The following is a 22,375-nucleotide window of genomic DNA, read 5'->3' on the forward strand; positions in this document are numbered from 1 at the left end:
GAGCCAAAATAAGCGTGTTTGCTCTGCATTCCCGATCGCTCGCTGCGCGAGCGTCGGGAATGACAGCGAGCCGATGCACTGTTCCAAACACCATTAGTCGTCACACGTCGGTTGACACCGATTCCAATCCGAACAGCATCCGCTGCATGTGCAATCGTCGTTGCTGTTGCAGACGATTGGCAACTGAACGCAGGCCACCTTGTTCTTTTGCAGCCGTATCGAGCTGCTCGATTTCGCGCAGCACTTTACGCATTCGCCCGTGCCGCCGATGTCATGCCGGCAGCACCATTGGTCCGACCCGCATGTGATGGCGTAAGCGGCATTGGCCGCGCCAATGAATGCAAGCGCCATCAATAAACGCATCCATCTCATGAAATTGCTCCTTCGCGATTCCACGCGCTGTTAACGCGAAGATCGCGGCGGGAGTTCCATTCAAGCCAAATCGTTTTTCTTTGCGCGCGCCTTTGCCACGCGCGCTATTCTTGAACATTTTGAATAGAAGACTTGAACGATGCGACGACATGCCGCGAATTTCCGGCTGGTCCGCTTGCCGGCATGGAACCTAAATTAGCGCCAAGCGCTAATGCATTGTGGCGCACGCCTGACCAGAAGGAAGGGCAAAATGAAAGCCAATAACGTCGACATTGGATGGTTGTTGAACGTACATGCCGCAGAGACCGTTATGGCGATGGTTGCCGCCGCTATATTCTTCGGTGGCGCCCAGGCGGATGCATCGCAGGCTTGTTTTTTGCGCTGCGAGGCTATTCGAGCAGAAACATGCGCGGGGCTGGACGAAGCTTCCAACAATTTTTGTCTTATGAGCAAGGAGCCAAGATACGCCGATTGCCGGGCGCGTTGCCAGATCGAGGAAGGAAGCCGAAAGACCGAGCGCCACCGGTCCGATCGACGTGATGGCAGGCGGTAGTTTCGGTTTCTTTTCCTATGGCTCGGTTTCGTTTGTCTAGGAGGGGCCAATGCATTCTATGAAAACGATCAGCACAATCTCGCTGTGCGTCGCCATGGCGACACTCGCAACAGGCGCCGCTGCGGCGCTCCCTTCGGCCGGTCCGCTAAAGGCCGAAAACGCGCAAATCCAGAGAATAGATTATTGGACGTGCTACGATAACTGCAACAACCAGCGCCTTCGGTGCGACGCCGGTTGTCCCTATGACGATCCAAACACCAGCTGGGATGAAAACCAGATTTGCGTGGATAGATGCGAATCCGCTGGCGAGGCTTGCGAGGCGCGGTGCCAATAATCATTCCCGACGCTCGCGCAGCGAGCGATCGCGAATTCAAAGCAGCATTACGTTATTTTGGCTCTGGATTCCCGGTCGGGCTTTCAGCCCGCCGGGAATGACAACCCCCATGCGAGCACGGAAAGCCTTACGCCGCCAAATCCGCCACCACTGCGTCGAGCACCGGAAAGCCTTCCGAGCTCACGCGGAGCCTGTTCTCGCGCGTGACCTCGACGAGCCCGTCGCCGATCAGCTCGGAAATGCGCGACTGCGAGAGCTTCTTTCCCGTCAGCAGGAAATAACGCTGCGGATCGACGCCTTCACGCAGGCGCAGGCCCATCAGCAGGAATTCGTCGCCCTCCTGCTCCGGATTGAGCAACTCGTCCTCGACGAGGCCATGACCTTCGGTCTCGACGCAGGTGAGCCACATTTCCGGGTGGCGCTCGCAGGCCTGGGCGCGGCGGCCGCGCGTCGTGACGATGCGGCCATGCGCGCCGGGGCCGACGCCAATATATTCGCCGTAGCGCCAATAGACGAGATTATGCCGGCATTCCGCGCCGGTTCGCGCATGGTTGGAGACCTCATAGGCCGGCAGGCCGTGGCGCGCGGTGACTTCCTGCGTCACGTCCCACAACGCGCGCTGCGTATCGGGGTCGGGAAGCGTCATCTTGCCCGTGTTCACCAGGCGCTCGAACATGGTCTCCGGCTCGATGGTGAGCTGATAGAGCGAAATATGCTCTGGCGCGCGGGCCAGAGCGAGGTCCAGCTCCTTGCGCCAGGCGGCGGGCGTCTGGCCGGTGCGGCCGTAGATGAGATCGAAAGAGGCGCGCTCGAAGACGGAGGTGGCGACGTCGAGCGCCATCAGCGCCTCGGCCACCGAATGCTGGCGGCCAAGCGCCTTGAGGTCGATGTCGTTCAAGGCCTGCAGGCCGAGCGAGACGCGGTTGATCCCCGCCGCCTTGAAGCCCTTGAAGCGCGACGCCTCGACGCTCGTCGGATTGGCTTCGAGCGTGATCTCCACATCCTTGGCCATGGTCCAATGCTTGGCGATCTCGCCGAGGATCGCTCCGGCCGTCGAGGGAGACATCAGCGAGGGGGTGCCGCCGCCGAAGAACACCGAACGAACCTCCCGGCCCGGGACCAGCCGCGCGCGATGCTTGAGCTCCACCGCGAAGGCCTCGACAAAGCGATCCTCATCCACGTCGCCGCGGCGCACGTGGCTGTTGAAATCGCAATAGGGGCATTTCGACAGACAGAACGGCCAATGGATGTAAACGCCAAAGCCGGGGTCGAATGCATTACGAATCGTCGCCATGCCTCTTTATCGCACGAATCGGCCTAAAACGCAGGGCCGGGCCGCGCCAGTTTCCTATATTGTTGGCGGCGGAGTGCTTGCTTGCTGAAACGGAGGGCGCATTTGGCCCGCATCCTGATCGTCGGCGGGACCGGCTTCATCGGCCGGCATATCGCCGGGCGGCTCATCGCTGAGGGGCATGCGGTTACGGCCGCCGGGCGCGCCGAGGTGGACCTCGCCCGCGACGACGTCGAAAAGCTGGAGATCAAGCTGGCCTGCTTCGAGGTCGTCGTCAATTGCGCCGGCCTCGTCCGAAATCAAGGCGCCAACACCATGGACGCCGTGCACGCCGAGGGCCCCGTGCGGCTTTTCACGGCCTGCATCGACGCCGGGGTAAAGCGCTTCATCCATATCTCGGCGCTGGGCGCCGCGCCCCAGGGCGAGACCGACTATCAGCGCAGCAAAGGGACGGCGGAGGCATTCTTCGTCGACGCCGACCCTTATGGGCGCCGCCTCGACTGGCGCGTGCTGCGCCCCTCCGTGGTGGTCGGCCGAGGAGGGGCGAGCACGACCTGGCTTCTGGCCTCGGCGGCGCTGCCCATACTGCCTCGTATCGGCGCCGATGATTGGCGGTTTCAGCCCATCCATGTCGACGATCTCGCCGAGGTCGTGGCGCGGCTCGTCGAGGGCGTAGAGTCGGCGCGCATGATCGACGCCGTGGGCCCGGAGCCGATGACGGCCTATGAGCTGACCCGCATCTTGCGCAGCTGGCTTGGGCTGCAGCCGACGGGCGCCATCCGCATCCCCGACCGCCTGTTGGCCCTCGTCACGGAGATCGGCGGACGGTTCACCAGCGGGCCGCTCAATCCGGACGTGATGAAAATGCTCGCGCGCGGCAATGTCTCCGATCCCGGCCCGCTGACGATGGCGCTCGGCCGCCCGCCGCGCGATCTGCGCAGCGCGTTGGCGCGGGAGCCGGCGTCATACGCGGACCGTGTGGCGGCGCGGCTCTTCTTCGTGCGGCCTGCGCTGCGCTGGAGCCTCGCGCTGCTATGGATCGTCACCGGGCTGCTTTCCTTCGGGCTTTACCCGATCGACAAGAGCTACGAACTGCTCGCCGCTATCGGTCTTTACGGGCCGCTCGCCTCCGCAGCGCTCTATGGCGGCGCGGCGCTCGATCTTGCGCTCGGCGCGGCACTATTGGGCGGCTTCCGACCGGTCCTCGTCGGTTGGCTGCAGCTCGCGAGCATGGCCGCCTTCACGCTTCTCGCGCTTGGCCTTCCCGCCGATTATTGGTTACATCCCTTCGCCCCGATCCTGAAGAATTTGCCGATCGCGGCGGCCGTTCTCGTCATGATCGCCATGGAGGCGGGGTGAATGTTCGATCCCACGTTTCTCAAATGGATTCATATCATCAGTTCGACGGTTCTGTTCGGCACCGGGCTGGGCACGGCTTTTCACGGTCTCGCGACCAATATTCGCGGCGATCTGCGTGGCATCGTCGCCGGCAATAAGAATGTGGTGCTGGCGGATTGGATCTTCACTACGCCGGCCGTGATTATTCAACCCGCGACAGGCGTAGGACTCATGCTCGAAGAGGGCTGGCCGTTCGACACGCATTGGATATTGGCGTCGGTCGCGCTTTACATTTTTGTCGGCGCCTGCTGGCTTCCGGTAGTGTGGCTGCAGGTGAGGATGGCGCGCATCGCCGAGGAATGTCTTGCCGCCGGCCAATCCTTGCCGCCGCAATATAAGCGCTATTTCTGGTGGTGGTTCGCGCTCGGCTGGCCCGCCTTTATTTCCATGCTCGTGATCTTCTGGCTGATGGTGGCGAAACCGGATTTCTAAAGGGCCGTACCGTTTGAACGGCTTGCATTGGAGGTTGTCATTCCCCGCGGGCTGAAAGCCCCACCGGGAATCCAGAGCCACAGAAGCGCTGGTTTTGCTCTGGATTCCCGATCCCTCGCTTTGCGAGCGTGGGGAATGACGCCGAACCAATCAATCGGATTTCGTATCACCTGCGGCGCGCGCGCTGATGCTTTCCATGCGCCGGCGGCCGCGCGCCCTTGTCGAGGTTATAGATATCGTGGCGGAAATAGGCGGGGCCGTCGTCCTCCGCCCAACCTGTCATATAGACCCAGACGACGGGGACAGGCTTGCGCAGCCTGATCTTTTCGCTACGGCCGTTCTCGACCTCGTCGCGTAGCGCGGCGGCACTCCAATCGCGCGAGGTTTCGTCGAGAAGCCAGGCGGCGAGATCGTAGACGCCCTCGACGCGCACGCAGCCATGCGAAAGGAAGCGGTAGTCCCTGTCGAAAAGCTTCTTGTTCGGCGTGTCGTGCATATACACGTCGTGATTATTTGGCATGGAGATGCGTAGGGAGCCCAATGCGTTTTTCGGTCCCGGCTCCTGACGGAAAGTGAAATGCGCCGCGCGCTTATTCGAGACGCGCCGCAGTTTCAGCGGATCGATTTCATGGCCGCGTGCGTCGAGAATGCGGATGTTTTCGCGCTCGAAATAATGCGGATTGCGTTTGAGCTTCGGCGCAAGCTCCTTCTTGATGATCGAGGCCGGCACCGTCCATGTCGGATTGATGTCGATCGCAATGATCCTTGCGACCACTTGCGGCGAGGGGTGGCGGCGTCCGCCGACGACGGCCGTGAAGCGTTCGATCGCATTGCCGTCTTCCACGGCTTCGACGGAGGCCGCTGGAATGTTGACGTCGACATAGCGGTCGCTGAAGCGAAAATGCATCTTCGCAAGACGCGCCGCCGTCATCTCGAGCTCACGCGCGCGGTTTGCGGCGGGGACGTTCAATTCCCGCAATGTCTCGCGCGAGACGTCGCCTGTTTGCTCGAGGCCCATATGCGCCTGGAAACGGCGCAAAGCGTCGCTCAGCGCATCATCCCATGCGCTGTCGCCGCTGTCTTGCGCGTTGGGGAGATAGCCTTCGATGGCGAGCCTGCGGCGCAGCAGCGCGACCGGCTTGCCGCTGGCGTTGGCGCCGAACGGCTTGGCGATGCGCGGCCAGCCGCCGGACGCCGCGATTGTCGCGTAACGCCGTAAGGCCTCGGCGGTGGCGTTCGCTGTTTCGGGGCCATAAGCAGGAGAAACGCGCCGGGGCTGTTCGACCCGTGGCGGTGCTTCTTGAGGTTGTTCGTCTCTAGGCTGATCCACTTGGGGCGGCGGCGCGACGGGGCCATTTTCTGGGCGCTCGTAGCCCGGCTGCGGCGCGTCTGTTCCTTGCTGCGCGCCCGCCGGCGCGAGGGTGAGGAAAATCGCGGCGGACGCCAGGAGCTTCAAAGCGCTGGCGCAAGGCAGTCTTATCATTGGAATGTCTCGCTGCGCCGGGATCACGGCGCCGGCGCGTCGCCCCTCTACCTAGCGCGCGCGGAGCTGGCGGGGATTGGCAGCTAACGCAGCGCCGCCGAAACCTCGTGGATCAGCTCGTCAACATCGGGGTCGGAGAAGGCGTCGCCCGAAGGCTCCAGCCGCACCACGGGATCGCGCGTGCAGAGCCGCAGGCACTGGCGTGTCGAGATTTTGAGGCGGCCGTCGGCGAGCGCGTCGGGAAAGGTGGCGGAAAGCGCCGCTTGAACCTCGGCCAGCAAGGCGCGCCCGCGGCCATGAGCATCGCAGTTCGGGCCGACGCAGACAATGAGGCGGGCGGGCGGTTTGTTACTCACGGCTGCGATGGCTATGCGGCGTTTCACCAGGAGATGCAACGCCGCTTGCCTTGCTACATCGTCTTGGTCAAGATCGCTTGTTCTTTTTCAAGCAATTCATGCGCCGATGCGTTGTCCCTGCGCTGAAATGTCGACCGTAGGACGCTGATCGCCCCTCCGCCGAAGCCATAGGTCGCGGTCGGCAGGCTGATCATCAGATAGACACGGAAAAACAACGGCAGAAGCCCATCCGCGGGAACAGGGGAATCCAGGAGCGGAAAAATCGCTTGCAGTAGGAAAAGGCTCGGATTTGTGAAAGCGCCAACGACCATCAACCAGCGTACGGACCAATGCAAGGGAACCCGTGCGGCATAGAAGCCAAAAATCAATGCGCTCATCAACAGATAGTCGATGTGGGCCTGCACCAGTCTCGACTGTTTGCCAGCAAAGATCGCCTTCAGGAGCGGGACGCCGAAATTCAGCCCCACGAGGCAAAAGGCCAGGAGCAGCGCGACGAGAAGCCATAAGGCCGCCGCTCTTAGGAGCAGAACATTGGTCTCTTCGGGCGTGCGTTGCGTCATTTCCTTGTGTCCTCGGCCAGCAGTTATCTCGTGTGCGCCCACCATAGATACGCGGCGGGCGTCTGCTCGACCGAGACGGAACGATAATTTGACTGGGACGGCGCTCGCTGTGTTAGCGTTCAAGGAGTGAAAGGAAAGGCCCGGGCAAACGTAATGACCACGCGACTGCCGAGTCCAATGGTCCTGTCGACGGATCATCTTCCCATCAAGCAACGCGAAGAATGGTTGCGCGAAATGATCGGGAGAGAGTTCGCCGATGTCGAGATCAGTCCGCCGACGGAAGGGCGCTTGTTCAATGAAACGACGATCTACCCGTGGGAGGAGCTTCGCCTTTCGTCGATCAGATCGAACGCCATCGCGATCGAACGATTGCCCAAGGAGCCAGCCAAGATCAGTCAGGACGTTTATCTCGCGGTCGTTCTTCTTTCGGGACGCTATTCATTGGAGCAGGACGGCCGCGCGGTCGTGCTGCGTCCAGGGGATATGACGATCTATGACGCGACGCGTCCGCATCGCATCGATTGCCCGGGAAGTTTCTCGAAACTGATCGTTTCCATTCCTCGCGGAAAACTCAAAGAGAGAGTCGGCGGCGTCGAGCGTTGCTCGGCTGTGCAAATTGCTGGAGATCGGGGCGTGGGCGCTGTGGCTGCCGCATTCCTGCGATCCTGCGCCGAGCAGGCGCAGGAATTATCCGCGCCCCAATTTGCCGCGCTTTCTGAAAATTGCATGGATCTTTTGGCTCTGGCGTTGGCGGCGACCGGGCTGCCTGTGGAGGCCGCCTCATTCGTGCGCTCCAAGTCGCTTACGAGAATCAAGAATTTCATCGATCGGAACCTGCGGAATCCAGAACTCGACGCCCCCATGGTGGCCTCTGGAGTGGGCATGTCGTCGCGCTACGTCAACGACCTTCTATCGGACGAAGGGGCCTCTCTCATGCGCTATGTCTTGAGGCTCAGACTGGAAAAATGCCGGCGGGAGCTTTCCTCCCGAGCCGGAGCCCCGATCACCGACATCGCGTTTCGCTGGGGCTTCAATGACATTTCGCATTTCAGCCGCAGCTTCAAACAAAAATTCGGTTGCTCGCCGCGCGACTATCGGCGGATGTTTGCCGACCGACCCGAGTGAGCGAGGTAACGAGAAAACGTGCGGGAAATCTGCTCGATCCGTTCAGGGTCATTCCCGACGCTCGCGCAGCGAGCGATCGGGAATCCAGAGCAAAGCCAGCTACTCTGGCTCTGGATTCCCGGTCGGGCTTTCAGCCCGCCGGGAATGACAAAACCCAATGCGAGCCGCCCCAACCGGAAATAGCGTCACACATCCAAATTCGCCACGTTCAGCGCATTCTCCTGAATGAACTCGCGGCGCGGCTCGACCACGTCGCCCATCAGCTTCACGAAGATGTCGTCGGCCTCCACGGCTTCCTTCACCTTCACCTGCAGGAGCGAGCGCGCGTCGCGGTCGAGCGTCGTCTCCCAGAGCTGCTCAGCGTTCATCTCGCCCAGGCCTTTGTAGCGCTGGATGGTGAGGCCCTTGCGGCCGATCTGGTTCATGGCGTCGTAGAGCGCCACGGGGCCGGAGAGCTGCGCCTCGTCGCCGCGGCGGATCAAGGTCGCGGGCGCCGAGAAGACGTCGCGCAGCGAGTCCGCGCGCTCTTGCAGCTTGCGCGCCTCGGATGAATTCAACATGGCGGCGTCGAGAACCACCGCCTGCGTCACGCCGCGTAGCGTGCGCTTGAAGACATAGCCGTCCTCACGCGGTTCGCCTGTCCAGCCCCGCTCGGTTTCTTCGGCGATGGCGTCGAGACGCCGCGCGACTTCCTGCGCGAGACGCTCGCTCTCGCCGTTTTCGCCATGCGGCTTCAAGGCGCCCGCCATGGCCGCCTGCTCGACGACGCTGCGGTCGTAGCGCGAATGCAGGCTTCCCATCACCGTGCGGAAGGCGCGCGCGTCCTCCAGCACTTTGCGCAGATCGGCGCCGGCGCGATCTTCCGTTCCCGTGCGCAGCACGGCGCCGTCGAGCAGCGCGTCGATGAGGTAATCTTCGAGCGCGCGCTCGTCCTTGAGATATTGCGTCGACTTGCCGCGCGTCACCTTATAGAGCGGCGCCTGCGCGATGAAGACATGGCCGCGATCGATCAGCTCCGGCATCTGCCGGTAGAAGAAGGTCAGGATCAGCGTGCGGATATGGGCGCCGTCGACGTCGGCGTCGGTCATGATGATGATCTTGTGATAGCGCAGCTTGTCGGCGTTGAATTCGTCGCGTCCGACGCCTGTGCCAAGGGCCGTGATCAGCGTGCCGATCTGCTCGGAGGAGAGCATTTTGTCGAAACGCGCGCGTTCGACATTGAGGATCTTGCCGCGCAAAGGAAGCACCGCCTGGAAGGCGCGATTGCGACCTTGCTTGGCGGTGCCGCCGGCCGAGTCGCCCTCGACGATGAAGAGCTCAGCCTTCGCGGGATCGCGTTCCTGACAATCGGCAAGCTTGCCGGGGAGGTTGGCGACATCGAGGGCGCCCTTGCGCCGCGTCAGCTCGCGCGCCTTGCGCGCCGCCTCGCGCGCTGCGGCCGCCTCAACCACTTTGGATACGATATTCTTCGCGTCGGCCGGATGCTCCTCGAGCCACTGGCCGAGGAGATCATTCATGACATTCTCGACCGCGGGGCGCACTTCGGAGGAGACGAGCTTGTCCTTTGTCTGCGAGGAAAACTTCGGGTCGGGCACTTTCACCGACAGAACGCAGGTCAGGCCCTCGCGGCAGTCGTCGCCGGAGAGATCGACCTTCTCGCGTTTGGTGAGGCCCGAGGAGTCGGCGTAGCCGGTGATCTGGCGCGTCAACGCCGCGCGGAAGCCGGCGAGATGGGTGCCGCCGTCGCGCTGCGGGATGTTGTTGGTGAAGGCCAGCACATTCTCGTGATAGCTGTCGTTCCACCACAGCGCGACTTCGACGCTGATGTGTTCGCGCTGGCCCTTGATGAGGATCGGCGCCGAGATGAGCGGCTGCTTGGTGCGGTCCAGCCAGCGCACGAAGGCCTCCAGCCCGCCCTCGTAAAAAAGCTCTTCCTGCTTCACCTCCGCATGGCGCGCGTCGGTGAGGAGGATGCGCACGCCGGAGTTCAGAAAGGCGAGTTCGCGCAGGCGATGCTCGATCGTCGCATAGTCGAAATCGACCATGGTGAAGGTCGCGGGGGAGGGCTGGAAGGTGACTTCCGTGCCGCGCTTGGGCGCGCCGTCCTCGATCGGCGCAACGCCGACGACCTTGAGGTCCTCGACGGCGTCGCCATGCGAGAACTCCATGGCGTGCTCTTTGCCGTTGCGCCAGATGCGCAGCTTGAGCCAGACGGACAGCGCGTTGACGACCGAGACGCCGACGCCGTGCAGACCGCCGGAGACCTTGTAGGAGTTCTGGTCGAACTTACCGCCGGCGTGGAGTTGGGTCATGATGACATTCGCCGCCGACACGCCCTCCTCATGGTGGATGTCAGTGGGAATGCCACGGCCGTTGTCGGTGACCGTGCAGGAGCCGTCGGCGTTGAGCGTGACCGTGACGCGCGTGGCATGACCGGCGAGGGCCTCGTCGATGGCGTTGTCGACGACCTCATAGACCATGTGATGCAGGCCGGTGCCGTCGTCCGTGTCGCCGATATACATGCCCGGACGTTTGCGGACGGCGTCCAGGCCACGCAGCACCTTGATGGAGTCGGCGCCATATTCGGCGGGGTCGGTCGGCTTCTCGTTATCGCTCATTTCGCTCGGCTTTTTGGGGGATTGGGCCCCTTGATTCGTAAAGCCCATTCTACTCCGGAAGGGCTTGCGAATGCGAGCGAAGAAAGGGGTTTTCCCTATGCTGCAAGATATTGAATTGGCGCAGTTTTCCTAAACGCCTAACTGCACTGCCGCCAAGCCCTGGCGGCTGCGGCTTTGTCGCCCTCAGCGATAGCCTTCCTCGGCGAGCACCTGGCGCACGGCGGGCCGGGTCTTCATGCGGGCGTAATGGGCGGCGCAATTGGCCGGCAGGTCCATGCCGATCTTATCCGCCCAGAACTCCACATAGAACAGCGCGGCGTCGGCGATGGAGAAGGCCCCGGCCGCATAATCCCGCCCGGCGATCTCGCGATCGATCGCCTCGAAGGCCGAGGCGGCGATGGCGCGCCCCTCGGCGATGGTGGCTTCCCGGTTCGCGCCATAGCGCTCGGGCGTGAAGACGCGCCGGAAGCCTTCGCCGTGGATATGGCGCGTGCAGAAATCGAGCATGGCGCGGGCCTCGTCGGCCAAAACCGGGTCGTCGGGCAGAAGCTGGCGGCGTGGATATTTTTGCGCCAGCCATGTCGCGATGCTGACGAAGTCCGTCAAAGCGGTTCCGTCGTCGCGCAGCAGCGTCGGGATCGTGCCATTGGGGTTGATGGCGAGATATTCGGGCTTCAAATGATCGCCGCGCGGCAGATTGAGCACATAGGCCTCGAAAACAAGGCCGATTTCCTCGAGCAAAATATGGATGCCGGTCGAGCAGGAGCCCGGCGTCATGTAGAATTTCATTTGGGCGCGCCTTTCGGTTGAAGCTGTTGTGCAACGGGGGCGCCAGCCGCCGTCATTGCTTCGCTTCGCTCGCAATGACGGGGTCGTCTCTACCGCAACGCCTCTTCCAGCGCCTCCAGAAAGGCGTCGCCATAACGCGCGACCTTTCTTTCGCCGACGCCATGCACGGCGAGCATCTCATCGAGCGTCGCCGGCCGCTTCTCGGCCATGTCGATCAGCGTGCGGTCGGCAAAGATCACGTAAGCGGGCACGCCTTCCTCCTGCGCCAGATCGCGCCGCTTGCGTTTCAAGGCGGAGAGGATGCGGTCCGTCGCCTCGTCGAGATTGGCCGCCGCCTTCTCGCGGCGCTCGCGGCGCCGCAAGGGGTCGCTGCGCAGCAGGATCGTCTCGCGGCCCAAGAGAATATCCTCGCCCTTGGCCGTCAGCGCGAAACCGCCATGCTCCGCGCTCGCCGTCCGCAAGGCGCCGGCGGCGAAGAGCTGGCGCAGGATCGAGGCCCATTCCGTCTTGGAATGTTCCTTGCCGACGCCGAAGGTCTTGATCGCGTCATGGCCATGGCGGCGCACGGTCTCCGTGGCCTCGCCCGTCAGCACGTCGGCAAGATGGTTCGCGCCAAAGCGCTGGCCGGTGCGATAGACCGCCGAAAGCGCCTTTTGCGCGGGGATGACGCCGTCGAAGACGGAGACCTTGCCCAGGCAGACGTCGCAGCTCCCGCAGGGGCCCGCTTCCTCGGCGAAATAGGCGAGCAGCGTCTGACGCCGGCAGCGCGGCGTCTCGCAGAGCATGGCGAGCGCCGAGAAGCGGTCGTGCTCGATGCGGCGCCGTTCCTCGTCGATATCCTTTGCGTCGATCTGCCGACGACGAAAGGCCATGTCGTCGAGGCCATAGAGCGTCAGCGTGTCGGCGGGCAGGCCGTCGCGCCCGGCGCGGCCGATCTCCTGATAATAGCTTTCGACCGACGAGGGGATGTCGGCATGCGCCACGAAGCGCACGTCCGGCTTGTTGACGCCCATGCCGAAAGCGATGGTCGCGACGGCGATGACGCCGTCCTCGCGCAGGAAGCGGTCGCCATTGCGATTGCGCGTCTCCTGGGCGAGCCCCGCGTGATAGGGCAGCGCATCATAGCCCTGCTCGGCGAAATAGGCCGCGAGGTCCTCGGTGCGCTGGCGCGACGAGCAATAGACGATGCCGCTTTCGCCCTTGTGGCGTTCGAGAAAGCGCGACAATTGCCGGCGCGGCTGATCCTTCAGCGCGAAATTGAGCGCGATGTTCGGCCGGTCGAAACTATGCAGGAAGAGGCGCGGCGGCGCGGGGAAGAGGCGGCGCGCAATGTCGTCGCGGGTCGCGGCGTCGGCGGTGGCGGTGAGGCCGACGACCTGGATATTGCCCAGCGCCTCCGCCGCGCGGCCGATCTCGCGATATTCGGGGCGGAAATCATGCCCCCATTCCGAGACGCAATGGGCTTCGTCGATGGCGAGGCGGCGGGGCTTGGCGCGTTTCAGCTCCGCAAGGAGGCCATCCATCATCAGCCGCTCCGGCGAGACGAAGAGAAGCCGCAGCCCGCCCTCGCGCATGGCGCGGCGGGCCTCCTCGTTTTCCTCCGGGCCATTCATGGAATTGAGCGTCGCGACGCCGACGCCGAGCGCGCGCATCTGGCGCACCTGGTCGCGCATCAGTGCGATGAGCGGCGACACCACGACGGTGAGCGCCTCCTCCATGATCGCCGGCAGCTGATAGCACATGGATTTGCCGCTGCCGGTCGGCATGACCGCGAGCACCGGGGCGCCGTCGAGCACGGCCGCGATGATCTCCGCCTGACCGGGGCGGAAATCGTCATAGCCGAAGACGGATTTGAGCAGCGCGCGCGCTTGCGGGGGCAGGGAGGGCATGCGGAGGGCATAGCATGGGCGGGGCGGCCGGGGCCAATGGGGCAGGCGTCCCTGTCGAGCGCCATTGGGAGAGCGGCGATCTCACTCGTTACCCCCCCAATACCTCCCCTTTACGGGGAGGTCGGTGGCCAAAGCCCGCCGGGTGGGGTTCGTGCAGCAACCACGGTGGAGGCGGCTGGGCCCCACCCGACCCCGCTTCGCGGGGCCATCTTCACGGTAAAGGCTAGCGTATGCACACATCTTCATGACGGCCCCGAAATGTGTGACTCCCTTAGCCGTAAAGGGGCAGGATTGGCTCGCGCTGAGGGTTCTAGCCGCCGTCAGGTAATCACGCTCGGAGTCTTGCGTTGCGTGAAGCGTTCGATCTCGGCGATCTCGTGCGAGCGCGCGATCAGGTCGGACAGCGCTTGCTGCGTCTCGACGAATTGCTTCGCCGGATCGGCCTCGTAGCGCTCGATATAGACGCGCAGAGTCGCGCCCGCCGTGCCTGTGCCCGAGAGGCGATACACAATGCGCGCGCCGTCGGCGAACATCACGCGTAGTCCCTGGTTCTTCGAATCCGATCCATCGACCGGATCGTGATAGGCGAAATCGTCGGCGTCTTTCACTTCCAGCGCGCCGAAGGTTTTTCCTTTGAGCGAGGGCAGGCGGTCGCGCAGCGTCTTAATGAGCGCATTGGCGCCGTCGCTGTCGACTTCCTCATAGTCGTGGCGCGAATAATAATTGCGGCCATAGATCGCCCAATGTTCGCGCACGATCGTATCGACGCTCTGCTTGCGCGCGGCGAGAACGTCGAGCCACAGCAGCACCGCCCAGAGCCCGTCCTTCTCGCGCACATGGTTCGAGCCCGTACCCGCGCTCTCCTCGCCGCAAATGGTGACGAGTCCGGCGTCGAGGAGATTGCCGAAGAATTTCCAGCCGGTCGGCGTTTCATACATGTGAATTCCAAGCTTCGCCGCGACGCGGTCGGCGGCGGCGCTCGTCGGCATCGAGCGCGCAATGCCGGCAATGCCGTTCTTGTAGCCGGGCGCGAGATGGGCATTGGCGGCGAGGATGGCGAGGCTGTCGGAAGGCGTGACGAAACGCGAGCGGCCGAGGATGAGATTGCGGTCGCCGTCGCCGTCCGAGGCCGCGCAAAGGTCCGGCGCCTTGTCGGACATGGCGAGATCATAGAGATGCTTGGCGTAGACGAGGTTGGGGTCGGGATGATGGCCGCCGAAATCGGGCAGGGGCGCGCCGTTGAGCACGCTGCCGGGCGCGGCGCCCAGCATGCCTTCGAGAATGGCGTGCGCGTAAGGGCCGGTCACCGCCGACATGGCGTCGAATTTGATCGTGAAGCCCGAGCGGAAAGCGTCGCGGATGCGATCGAAATCGAAGAGCGTCTGCATCAGCGCGGCGTAATTTTCGACGCTGTCGACGATCTCGACGCGCATGGCGCCGAGTTGCGTTGCGCCGATCCTGTCGATGTCGACGTCCGGCGCCTCCTCGATCTTGAAGGAGGCGATCGCCTTGGTGCGGGCGTAAATGGCTTCCGTCACCTTTTCGGGCGCGGGGCCGCCATTGGCAACGTTATATTTGATGCCGAAATCGCCCTCGGGTCCGCCGGGATTGTGGCTCGCCGAAAGGACAATGCCGCCGAAAGCCTCGAGCGAACGGATGAGCGCCGAGACCGCGGGCGTCGATAAAATGCCGCCGCGGCCGACGACCGCGCGGCCGAAGCCATTGGCGGCGGCGATCTTGAGGATTTTCTGGGTCGCCTCGCGATTATAGTAGCGGCCGTCGCCGCCCACGACGAGCGTCTGCCCCTCGAAGCCCTCCAGGCTGTCGAAGATCGACTGCACGAAATTCTCGACATAATGGCGCTGCTGGAAGACGGGAACCTTCTTGCGCAGACCCGAGGTGCCGGGGCGTTGATCCTGATAAGGGGTAGTCGCGATTTCTTTCGCCATTTCTGCCTCTGCGCGCGGCTGGGGGCTTCTCGGAACGCCGCCGACGGGGCGGAATCTATAGTCGGAACGGCGTTAAAAAAACGGCGGCGCGCTTTCGCGCCGCCGCCGCTGATTTCTGGGGGGAAAGCTAGAGAGCCGCTCACCAGCCCCAATAATTGTAGGCAGGATAGGCGTAGCCATATCCGTAGGGATAATAGCCGCCGCCGTAATAGCCGCCGCCGTAATAGGGGTAGTAGCCGCCGTAATAGCCGCTGCTCGAGGCGGCGAGGCCCGCGCCCAGGAGGCCGAGGCCCACGCCCGCCGCGACCGCAGCGCCGGGATTATAGCCGCGGCGATAATAGCCCCCGTAATAGGGCCGGCGATAGCCATAGCCATTGCCGCGGCGGTACCAGACCTGATCGACCGGGGCCGAGAGGCCCACCGTCGCAGGCGGGGCGACGCCCATCGGACCCGCCAGAACCTCGGTCGGGATCGCCGTCATCGCCATGGCACCGATCACAGCGCCGGAAAGCGCTAAATTCAGGATCTTACGCATATGCACCTCCCAATTTGCGGGCGACGCGGCGAAGACGCGACGCAGCCGGCCCGCGAAGCTCGAGCGTCAATACACTCGAATCTAAACCTGAATCGTCGCCCGTCGAGTGGGGCGCGCCTCTTTTCGCAAGTGGCGTAAATTCGGTTTTACTCGCTTGCCGAAAGTCCCGTCATTGCATGGCGGGTGAAATCGACAAGGCGGTCACGGAAAAAGTCCCGAGTCCGCGCCGCAGTCGCCGGATATTGTTCGAGAATTTGATGGAACATGGCGCGCCCGATTTTGAGCGCCGTGGTCGGCTCCATCGCGCGCGCCGTAACCGGCCGCCGAGACGCGGCCACCAGAGCAGTCTCGCCGATCAGCGCCCAGGGGCGCAGAACATGGGTCGGCGGGCGATCGTCGTAAGGCAAGAGACCGACCGAACCCATCGCAAGGATATACCCGCCGTCGGACTCTTCGCCGCGACGAAAAAGCGTGTCGCCCGAACGAAAAAGGCGCGTCTCCGAAGAGAGCGCCAATTTTCGCAGCGCGCCTGCTTCGAAGATCGCAAAAAGCGGAATGCGCGTCAGATGGTCGAGATCGTCTTCCGGAGTCATTTGCATTTAAAAGCGCGACTTATGCCGCTTTTTTATGGCGAGAAATTCGCTTCGTCCCAATTCTCGATCCGATAGCCGCCGTCTTCGGTCCGCAATTTTCGCGGGCGTCGGGGATCGCGTTCCACTTTCTTTCGCAGACGATGAATATGGGTTTCCAACGTTCGCGTCGAGACGTTGGGGCCATAGCCCCAAACATCGGCCAGCAATTCCGCCTTCGAGACCGCCGCGCCCCTTGCCTGCATGAGGCGATCGAGAATGGCCGTCTCCTTTTCCGTAAGCCTCGCGCCAGACGCTTCCGTCGCTTGCGGTTTCAATGGCGTCGGCTCCAGGGCGGCGAGGAGGTCCGCGAAGCGGAAGGGGCGGGCGAGCGCCGTGTCGGCGTCGGGCGCCTTGTCCCCGATAATCACGATTGCGCCGGCAAAGCCTGCCTCACGCAGTCCTCGCGCCAGTGCGGGGGCGTCGCAAAACGCGCCGTCGAGCACGGCTGCATCCGCTCTGTCATTCCCGGCGCTCTCATCGAGCGGGCGCAACTCGTGTCCCCCGAGCGCTGCGAATTGCTGCGCGAGGCTTGCAAAGAGCCGCGGACTGGCGGCGATGAGCAGGCGTAGAACCATGAAATGCGTGCGATCTTTGCTATAGAGCGGGAAAAGGGAAAGGCGATCTTGGTCTATGCCTCGATTTTGCGCAACGCGCCTCTCGATCCTCCGCGTCGCCCGACGTATCGGCGGCAAGCCGCATGAAGGGCGCCTGATCGCCGGCGCGCTGGTGATCCCCTGCGCCTTGGGCCGCGCGGGCGTCACGCATCACAAGCGCGAGGGCGACAGCGCGACCCCGGCCGGGCGCTGGCGGATTTTGGGCTTCTATCTGAGGAAGCCCACGCCCTTGCGTGCGCCCTGGCGGCTGACGCGGCGCGACGACGTTTGGTGCGACGACCCAGGCAGCTTTCTCTACAACCGCCCGCTCCGGGCGCCGGCGCGCCTGAGCCATGAGGAGATGTGGCGCAAGGACCGGCTCTACGACCTGGTCGGGGTAATGGATTACAACATTGTCCCGCGCGTGCGGGGCAGGGGCAGCGCGATTTTCTTTCACATTGCGACGGAAGAACTCGGCCCGACGGCCGGCTGCGTGGCGCTGCGGGCGCGCGACATGGCGCGGCTGGCGCCCAGGTTGGGTCGGAAGGCGATAATCTTTGTGGATTGATGCGCGGCCCCCTCCCCAACCCTCCCTCGCTTCGCGGGAGAAGGGGCGGATTGGCGCCTTCATCCAGAAGGTTGATCGTGAGCGTCCCCTCTCCCGCCATAGCCCGTCGAGAGAGGGGCGTCTTGCAGACGCCCTATGGCGGGGGAGGGACAGGGTGGGGGTCAAGCTTGCGGATATTCCCGCGTCCCCATGATCGCCGACCCCACGCGCACATAGGTGGCGCCGAGCTGGATCGCGAGCTCATAGTCCGAGCTCATGCCCATGGAGAGCTCCGGCACACCATTGCGCCTGGCGATATCCGCGAGCAGCGCGAAATGCGGCGAGGCCTGCTCGTCCACCGGCGGCACGCACATGAGCCCGGAAATCTCGAGCCCATATTTGTCGCGGCAGGCGACGATGAAGGCGTCGGCGTCCTGCGGCAAGACGCCCGCCTTCTGGGGCTCGGCGCCGGTGTTGACCTGAATGAAAAGACGCGGGCGCTTGCCCTGTTTCGCCATCTCCTCGGCGAGCGCCTGCGCGATCTTCTCGCGGTCGACGCTCTGGATCACGTCGAAGGTCTCGACGGCTTCCTTGGTCTTGTTGGATTGCAGCGGTCCGATGAGATGCAGCTCGACGCCTGGAAATTTCTCGCGTAGCGCCGGCCATTTGCCCATGGCCTCCTGCACGCGGTTCTCGCCGAAGACGCGGTGGCCGGCGTCGAGCAGCGGCAGCACGTCCTCGGCCGGGAAGGTCTTGGTCACGCAGACCAGCGTGACGGTCGCGGGGTCGCGGCCGCAATCCGAGGCGGCGCGCGCGATGGCGTCCTTGGTGTCGTTGAGGCGTTCGGTGATGCTCATAGCCGCCACATCGGAGATTTGACGCCGAGGGTCAAGCCGGAACCCGATGGGACCGTCCGCCGTTACCTTTGGGGTCACGCGCCGGGCGCAAGCTCGGCGATCACGCGGCGGAGATCAAACCCATGACCAGCGCCAATACTTTTCCAACCCGTTCCACCGAATTCCATACCGCGCATTGCCGGGCCAAGTGGGGCTGGATCGTCGCCCTAGGCGCACTCTTCATCGTCGGCGGCATATTCGCGCTTTTCAACGTGTTCGCGGCCACGATCGTCACCGTGATTTATATCGCCGCGGCTATGGTCATTGCGGGCGCCTGGGAGATTGTCACCGCCTTCCACATCAAACCTTGGGGGCGCGCCGTGCTCTGGGGCGTGGTGGGCGCGATCACCGTCTTCGCGGGATTAGCGACCGCACGCTATCCGCTCGTCGCGGCCATGTCGCTGACTGCGCTGGTCGGCGCGCTGCTGATCGCGGGCGGGATCATGAAGCTTGTCCTTGCGTATCAATTGCGCGACTTGAGCCGCTGGCAGTTGATCGCGCTCTCGGGGGCTCTAAGCTTCCTGCTCGGCATCCTGATTCTCGCCGAGTGGCCCGCGTCGGGGCTTTACATTCTGGGCATTTTCCTCGGCGTGAACCTGCTCTTCGAGGGCGTCGGCTGGGTGGCGATGGGGCTCGCGGCGAAGCCGGCGGAGAGGATAGCAGCGTAACGCGGCTTTAGCGGCGCGGTCTCCCTTTGACATCCCCCCTCCCGCCCGGCATTTAGAGGCGCAAATCCATCGCCTCCCACCGGACAGCCGCCAAAGATGAGACCCGACCGCTATAATTTCGCCGAATCCGAGCCGCGCTGGCAGAAGATCTGGGAGGGGGCGCAAGTCTTCAAGGCGGGGACGAAGCCTGAGGCGCCTAAATATTACGTGCTGGAGATGTTCCCCTATCCGTCGGGGCGTCTCCACATGGGCCATGTCCGCAACTATTCCATGGGCGACGTCATCGCCCGCTACATGCGCGCCAAGGGCTTCGACGTTCTGCATCCGATGGGCTGGGACGCCTTCGGCCTGCCGGCGGAAAACGCCGCGGCGCAGACCGGCGCGCATCCGGCCAAATGGACCTACGCCAATATCGCCGCCATGCGCGCCCAGCTCAAAACGCTGGGCCTGTCGCTCGATTGGTCGCGCGAGATCGCCACGTGCGACCCGGAATATTACGGGCGCCAGCAGAAGCTCTTCCTGGATTTCCTGAAGGCGGGCATCGTCGACCGCAAGAAATCCAAGGTGAATTGGGACCCGGTCGATATGACCGTGCTCGCCAATGAGCAGGTCATCGACGGGCGCGGCTGGCGCTCGGGCGCGCTTGTCGAGCAGCGCGAGCTGACCCAGTGGTTCTTGAAGATCACCAGCTATTCCGTCGAGCTTCTCGAAGCGCTCGATACGCTGGAGCGCTGGCCCGACAAGGTGCGCCTCATGCAGCGCAACTGGATCGGCCGCTCGGAAGGCATGCTGGTGCGTTTTGCGCTCGCGCAGCCGCTCGACGACGCGCGCGAGGTCGAGGTCTTCACCACGCGACCGGATACGCTCTTTGGCGCGAAGTTTGTCGCGCTCGCCGCCGATCATCCGCTGGCCAAAGCCGCCGCCGCGAAGAACCCCGAACTCGCCGCCTTCTGCGACGAATGCCGTCGCGGCGGCACCTCGGCGGAGGCGATCGAGACCGCCGAGAAGCAGGGCTTCGATACCGGGCTGCGTGTCGCGCACCCCTTCGACCCCTCATGGACTCTGCCGGTCTATGTCGCGAATTTCATTCTGATGGACTATGGCACGGGCGCGATCTTCGGCTGCCCGGCGCATGACCAGCGCGACCTCGATTTCGCGACCAAATATGGCCTGGGCTTCACGCCTGTGGTGTGCCCTGAAGGCGTCCATGAGGGCGACCTCCAAGCTAAAATCCTGCACAGCGGCGAAGCCTTCGATGGCGACGGCAAGCTCGTGAATTCGTCCTTCCTCGACGGCTTCACCGTCGAGCAGGCCAAGGAGGAAGTCGCCAACCGTCTGGAGACGACGGCGCTGTTCAACGCGCCGCAGGGCGTCCGTAAGGTGAATTACAAGCTGCGCGACTGGGGCGTCTCGCGCCAGCGCTATTGGGGCTGCCCGATCCCCATCATCCATTGCGAGACCTGCGGCCCCGTTCCCGTGCCGGACGCCGATCTGCCGGTGAAGCTGCCCGAGGACGTCACTTTCGATCAGCCCGGCAATCCGCTCGATCGCCATCCGACCTGGAAGAACGTCCCCTGTCCCTCCTGCGGCAAGCCCGCGCGCCGCGAGACCGACACGATGGACACATTCGTCGATTCGTCCTGGTATTACGCGCGCTTCACCGACCCGCATAACACTGAGGCCCCGGCGGCGCCGGAAGCGCTGAAGCGCTGGCTGCCGGTCGACCAATATATTGGCGGGATCGAGCACGCGATCCTGCATCTGCTCTATTCGCGCTTCTTCGCCCGCGCCATGCGCGACAGCGGCCATGCGGCCGTCTCTGAGCCCTTCGCCGGCCTCTTTACGCAGGGCATGGTGGTGCACGAGACCTACCGCGCCCATGGGCAGTGGGTTTCGCCCGCCGCGATCCGTATCGAAAGCGGGGAGGGGGGCCGCCGCGCCTTCCTGCTCGACAGCGGCGCGGAAGTCGACATCGGCCCCATCGAGAAGATGTCGAAGTCGAAGAAGAACACGGTCGACCCCGACGACATCGTGGCGAGCTATGGCGCCGACACTGCCCGGCTCTTCGTGCTCTCCGATAGCCCGCCCGACCGCGACGTGATCTGGTCGGACGAAGGCGCTCAAGGAGCGTGGCGCTTCGTCCAGCGCCTGTGGCGCATCACCGGCGAGCTCGGCCGCGTCGCCGCGCCTCTGGGGGCGGAAGCGCCGGCGGAAATCGGGGCCGAGGCGCTCAAAGTTCGCAAGGCGACACACAAGACCGTCGCCCAGGTGAGCGACAACATCGAGCGTCTGCGCTTCAACAGCGCCATCGCCCGCATCCGCGAATATGTGAATGAGCTGACGGCGGCGCTCGACGCCGTGACGGAAACCCCTGTCGGCGCCGATCTCGCTTTCGCCTTCCGCGAGGCGGCGGATGCGCTCGCGCGTCTCGTCGCGCCGATGACGCCGCATGTGGCCGAGGAGTGTTGGGCCGATCTCGGTCACAAAGGCCTGGTATCTGAGGCGTCATGGCCCATTGCCGAGCCGGCGCTGGTCGCGCAGGATATGATCAGCCTCCCCGTTCAGGTGAACGGCAAGAAGCGTGCGGAAATTCTCGTGGCGCATGACGCCGACGAGGAATCCATTCGCAAGGAGGCGCTGGCTCAGGAGGGCGTCATCCGCGCCATCGAGGGCAAGCCTTTGAAGAAGTTCATTCTCGTGCCGAAGAGGATCGTCAATGTGGTCGTTTGAGCGACTCTGGACCGCGAGCCTTCAGGCTCGCCCGACGCAATGCGCGCCTGAAAGCGCGCGGTCCGAACGGCTGCGGGGCGTTTTTCTAATGCTGGCCGCCGCCCTTCCGCTCGGCGGCTGCATCGAGCCGCTCTACGGCGCAAATGGGGCTTTCGATTCCTCGCCGCTCGCCTCGGAGCTTCAGGCGATCGAAGTCGACGAGATTCAGGGCCGCATGGGCCACTATCTCCACAACGAGCTGATCTACGCCTTCAACGGCACAGGCTCGACGGTTCAGCCGCGCTATCGGCTCTCCATCACGCTGCGTGAGCGCGTGCAGACGCCGATCCTCGACACGGTCACCGGCCGCGCGACATCCGCCACCGTCATCGCCGACGCCGACTACCGCCTCGTCACCTTGCCGCAGAATGTGGAAGTGACCAAGGGCACGGCCTTCAACATCGCAAGCTACGACCGCTTCTCGAACCGCTTCGCCAACGTCCGCGCGGCGCGCGACGCCGAGATACGCGACGCCAAAGTAATCGCGGATTCGATCCGCACGCGCGTCGCGACAGAGATGGCGGCGCGGGCCCCGGGCCTCGCCCGCTGACGCGGGAGCGGGGAGTGGGTAGGCGCATTTATCCAC

At 63.9% G+C, this 22,375-nt stretch carries 22 protein-coding genes; 8 read left to right on the forward strand and 14 right to left on the reverse strand.

What is annotated here, in order from left to right; genetic code table 11:
* Nucleotides 1-100: 100 nt before the first annotated feature.
* Together OGR47_RS05960 and OGR47_RS05965 are read right to left on the reverse strand one after the other, a co-directional pair.
* Complete coding sequence (locus OGR47_RS05960) at nt 101-253, reverse strand: hypothetical protein (RefSeq protein ID WP_165047821.1); 153 nt, start codon at nt 251-253, stop codon at nt 101-103.
* A gap of 18 nt (nt 254-271) precedes the next feature.
* The gene (locus tag OGR47_RS05965; protein WP_165047824.1) at nt 272-523 is read right to left on the reverse strand and encodes a hypothetical protein; all 252 of its coding nucleotides are present in this window, start codon (nt 521-523) and stop codon (nt 272-274) included.
* A 99-nt stretch (nt 524-622) separates the two neighbouring features.
* On the opposite strand from OGR47_RS05965, the gene OGR47_RS05970 reads away from it, so the two are divergent.
* Nucleotides 623-925, forward strand: a complete 303-nt coding sequence (locus tag OGR47_RS05970) for a hypothetical protein (RefSeq protein WP_165047826.1) — start codon at nt 623-625, stop codon at nt 923-925.
* Between the two features lie 461 nt (nt 926-1,386).
* Here OGR47_RS05970 and hemW read toward each other — a convergent pair whose 3' ends face one another.
* Nucleotides 1,387-2,553 carry a radical SAM family heme chaperone HemW gene (gene hemW, locus OGR47_RS05975; RefSeq protein WP_165047828.1) on the reverse strand — a complete coding sequence of 389 codons (1,167 nt, stop codon included), beginning with the start codon at nt 2,551-2,553 and terminating at the stop codon, nt 1,387-1,389.
* A gap of 102 nt (nt 2,554-2,655) precedes the next feature.
* Here hemW and OGR47_RS05980 point away from each other — a divergent pair, with 102 nt between their 5' ends.
* The gene (locus OGR47_RS05980; protein ID WP_165047831.1) at nt 2,656-3,909 is read left to right on the forward strand and encodes an SDR family oxidoreductase; all 1,254 of its coding nucleotides are present in this window, start codon (nt 2,656-2,658) and stop codon (nt 3,907-3,909) included.
* Entirely contained in the window at nt 3,910-4,380 is a 471-nt protein-coding gene (locus tag OGR47_RS05985; RefSeq protein ID WP_165047833.1) for a DUF2269 family protein, read from the forward strand.
* 166 nt (nt 4,381-4,546) lie between these two features.
* Here OGR47_RS05985 and OGR47_RS05990 read toward each other — a convergent pair whose 3' ends face one another.
* The 3 genes from OGR47_RS05990 to OGR47_RS06000 all read right to left on the reverse strand — a co-directional run bounded on the left by OGR47_RS05990 (nt 4,547) and on the right by OGR47_RS06000 (nt 6,779).
* On the reverse strand, nt 4,547-5,863 hold the full coding sequence (locus tag OGR47_RS05990; RefSeq protein ID WP_165047835.1) for a L,D-transpeptidase family protein: 1,317 nt from the start codon (nt 5,861-5,863) through the stop codon (nt 4,547-4,549).
* An 83-nt stretch (nt 5,864-5,946) separates the two neighbouring features.
* Complete coding sequence (locus tag OGR47_RS05995; protein WP_165047837.1) at nt 5,947-6,219, reverse strand: (2Fe-2S) ferredoxin domain-containing protein; 273 nt, start codon at nt 6,217-6,219, stop codon at nt 5,947-5,949.
* 53 nt (nt 6,220-6,272) lie between these two features.
* Nucleotides 6,273-6,779, reverse strand: a complete 507-nt coding sequence (locus tag OGR47_RS06000) for a hypothetical protein (RefSeq protein WP_246729510.1) — start codon at nt 6,777-6,779, stop codon at nt 6,273-6,275.
* A 153-nt stretch (nt 6,780-6,932) separates the two neighbouring features.
* Between OGR47_RS06000 and OGR47_RS06005 the strand changes: the two genes are divergently transcribed.
* Nucleotides 6,933-7,904 (forward strand): helix-turn-helix domain-containing protein, encoded by a 972-nt coding sequence (locus OGR47_RS06005; protein WP_165047840.1) that lies wholly within the window; start codon nt 6,933-6,935, stop codon nt 7,902-7,904.
* 185 nt (nt 7,905-8,089) lie between these two features.
* On the opposite strand, the gene gyrB is transcribed toward OGR47_RS06005, so the two are convergent.
* From gyrB to OGR47_RS06040, 7 genes are all read right to left on the reverse strand, one after another.
* Nucleotides 8,090-10,522 carry a DNA topoisomerase (ATP-hydrolyzing) subunit B gene (gyrB, locus tag OGR47_RS06010; RefSeq protein WP_165047842.1) on the reverse strand — a complete coding sequence of 811 codons (2,433 nt, stop codon included), beginning with the start codon at nt 10,520-10,522 and terminating at the stop codon, nt 8,090-8,092.
* A 183-nt stretch (nt 10,523-10,705) separates the two neighbouring features.
* Complete coding sequence (locus OGR47_RS06015) at nt 10,706-11,311, reverse strand: glutathione S-transferase family protein (RefSeq protein ID WP_165047844.1); 606 nt, start codon at nt 11,309-11,311, stop codon at nt 10,706-10,708.
* Between the two features lie 89 nt (nt 11,312-11,400).
* A complete protein-coding gene (recQ, locus tag OGR47_RS06020) occupies nt 11,401-13,200 on the reverse strand; it encodes a DNA helicase RecQ (RefSeq protein ID WP_165047846.1) in 1,800 nt (599 codons plus the stop codon).
* 320 nt (nt 13,201-13,520) lie between these two features.
* A complete protein-coding gene (locus tag OGR47_RS06025; RefSeq protein WP_165047848.1) occupies nt 13,521-15,149 on the reverse strand; it encodes an alpha-D-glucose phosphate-specific phosphoglucomutase in 1,629 nt (542 codons plus the stop codon).
* A 139-nt stretch (nt 15,150-15,288) separates the two neighbouring features.
* Nucleotides 15,289-15,684 (reverse strand): hypothetical protein, encoded by a 396-nt coding sequence (locus tag OGR47_RS06030; protein WP_165047850.1) that lies wholly within the window; start codon nt 15,682-15,684, stop codon nt 15,289-15,291.
* Between the two features lie 146 nt (nt 15,685-15,830).
* Nucleotides 15,831-16,283 carry a cyclic nucleotide-binding domain-containing protein gene (locus tag OGR47_RS06035; RefSeq protein WP_246729511.1) on the reverse strand — a complete coding sequence of 151 codons (453 nt, stop codon included), beginning with the start codon at nt 16,281-16,283 and terminating at the stop codon, nt 15,831-15,833.
* 26 nt (nt 16,284-16,309) lie between these two features.
* On the reverse strand, nt 16,310-16,891 hold the full coding sequence (locus OGR47_RS06040) for a winged helix-turn-helix domain-containing protein (protein ID WP_165047853.1): 582 nt from the start codon (nt 16,889-16,891) through the stop codon (nt 16,310-16,312).
* Nucleotides 16,892-16,946: 55 nt separating this feature from the next.
* Here OGR47_RS06040 and OGR47_RS06045 point away from each other — a divergent pair, with 55 nt between their 5' ends.
* The gene (locus OGR47_RS06045) at nt 16,947-17,477 is read left to right on the forward strand and encodes a L,D-transpeptidase family protein (protein ID WP_165047855.1); all 531 of its coding nucleotides are present in this window, start codon (nt 16,947-16,949) and stop codon (nt 17,475-17,477) included.
* A gap of 161 nt (nt 17,478-17,638) precedes the next feature.
* Here the strand turns inward: OGR47_RS06045 and OGR47_RS06050 are convergent, their stop codons facing one another.
* Nucleotides 17,639-18,313: a YggS family pyridoxal phosphate-dependent enzyme gene (locus OGR47_RS06050; protein ID WP_165047857.1), complete on the reverse strand. Its 675-nt coding sequence runs from the start codon at nt 18,311-18,313 to the stop codon at nt 17,639-17,641.
* A gap of 122 nt (nt 18,314-18,435) precedes the next feature.
* Here OGR47_RS06050 and OGR47_RS06055 point away from each other — a divergent pair, with 122 nt between their 5' ends.
* The 3 genes from OGR47_RS06055 (at nt 18,436) to OGR47_RS06065 (ending at nt 22,339) form a co-directional block, all read left to right on the forward strand.
* A complete protein-coding gene (locus OGR47_RS06055; protein ID WP_165047859.1) occupies nt 18,436-19,020 on the forward strand; it encodes an HdeD family acid-resistance protein in 585 nt (194 codons plus the stop codon).
* Between the two features lie 96 nt (nt 19,021-19,116).
* Nucleotides 19,117-21,750, forward strand: coding sequence for a leucine--tRNA ligase (gene leuS, locus OGR47_RS06060; RefSeq protein ID WP_165047861.1), 2,634 nt, complete (start codon nt 19,117-19,119; stop codon nt 21,748-21,750).
* A gap of 88 nt (nt 21,751-21,838) precedes the next feature.
* Nucleotides 21,839-22,339, forward strand: coding sequence for a hypothetical protein (locus tag OGR47_RS06065; protein WP_246729512.1), 501 nt, complete (start codon nt 21,839-21,841; stop codon nt 22,337-22,339).
* The last annotated feature ends 36 nt before the right edge of the window (nt 22,340-22,375 follow it).

The organism is Methylocystis sp. MJC1 (assembly GCF_026427715.1).
Classification (GTDB): domain Bacteria; phylum Pseudomonadota; class Alphaproteobacteria; order Rhizobiales; family Beijerinckiaceae; genus Methylocystis.

What these genes read in the sequence shown, in the direction of transcription:
- OGR47_RS06000 (WP_246729510.1), bottom strand. Translation starts at nt 6,779, where the DNA reads ATGACGCAACGCACGCCCGAAGAGACCAATGTTCTGCTCCTAAGAGCG.
- leuS (WP_165047861.1), top strand. Translation starts at nt 19,117, where the DNA reads ATGAGACCCGACCGCTATAATTTCGCCGAATCCGAGCCGCGCTGGCAG.
- OGR47_RS06005 (WP_165047840.1), top strand. Translation starts at nt 6,933, where the DNA reads ATGACCACGCGACTGCCGAGTCCAATGGTCCTGTCGACGGATCATCTT.
- OGR47_RS05965 (WP_165047824.1), bottom strand. Translation starts at nt 523, where the DNA reads ATGTCGTCGCATCGTTCAAGTCTTCTATTCAAAATGTTCAAGAATAGC.
- hemW (WP_165047828.1), bottom strand. Translation starts at nt 2,553, where the DNA reads ATGGCGACGATTCGTAATGCATTCGACCCCGGCTTTGGCGTTTACATC.
- OGR47_RS06045 (WP_165047855.1), top strand. Translation starts at nt 16,947, where the DNA reads ATGCCTCGATTTTGCGCAACGCGCCTCTCGATCCTCCGCGTCGCCCGA.
- OGR47_RS06040 (WP_165047853.1), bottom strand. Translation starts at nt 16,891, where the DNA reads ATGGTTCTACGCCTGCTCATCGCCGCCAGTCCGCGGCTCTTTGCAAGC.
- OGR47_RS06030 (WP_165047850.1), bottom strand. Translation starts at nt 15,684, where the DNA reads ATGCGTAAGATCCTGAATTTAGCGCTTTCCGGCGCTGTGATCGGTGCC.
- OGR47_RS06055 (WP_165047859.1), top strand. Translation starts at nt 18,436, where the DNA reads ATGACCAGCGCCAATACTTTTCCAACCCGTTCCACCGAATTCCATACC.
- OGR47_RS06015 (WP_165047844.1), bottom strand. Translation starts at nt 11,311, where the DNA reads ATGAAATTCTACATGACGCCGGGCTCCTGCTCGACCGGCATCCATATT.
- gyrB (WP_165047842.1), bottom strand. Translation starts at nt 10,522, where the DNA reads ATGAGCGATAACGAGAAGCCGACCGACCCCGCCGAATATGGCGCCGAC.
- OGR47_RS06065 (WP_246729512.1), top strand. Translation starts at nt 21,839, where the DNA reads ATGCTGGCCGCCGCCCTTCCGCTCGGCGGCTGCATCGAGCCGCTCTAC.
- OGR47_RS06025 (WP_165047848.1), bottom strand. Translation starts at nt 15,149, where the DNA reads ATGGCGAAAGAAATCGCGACTACCCCTTATCAGGATCAACGCCCCGGC.
- OGR47_RS05970 (WP_165047826.1), top strand. Translation starts at nt 623, where the DNA reads ATGAAAGCCAATAACGTCGACATTGGATGGTTGTTGAACGTACATGCC.
- OGR47_RS05990 (WP_165047835.1), bottom strand. Translation starts at nt 5,863, where the DNA reads ATGATAAGACTGCCTTGCGCCAGCGCTTTGAAGCTCCTGGCGTCCGCC.
- OGR47_RS05985 (WP_165047833.1), top strand. Translation starts at nt 3,910, where the DNA reads ATGTTCGATCCCACGTTTCTCAAATGGATTCATATCATCAGTTCGACG.
- recQ (WP_165047846.1), bottom strand. Translation starts at nt 13,200, where the DNA reads ATGCCCTCCCTGCCCCCGCAAGCGCGCGCGCTGCTCAAATCCGTCTTC.
- OGR47_RS05960 (WP_165047821.1), bottom strand. Translation starts at nt 253, where the DNA reads ATGCGTAAAGTGCTGCGCGAAATCGAGCAGCTCGATACGGCTGCAAAA.
- OGR47_RS06035 (WP_246729511.1), bottom strand. Translation starts at nt 16,283, where the DNA reads ATGCAAATGACTCCGGAAGACGATCTCGACCATCTGACGCGCATTCCG.
- OGR47_RS06050 (WP_165047857.1), bottom strand. Translation starts at nt 18,313, where the DNA reads ATGAGCATCACCGAACGCCTCAACGACACCAAGGACGCCATCGCGCGC.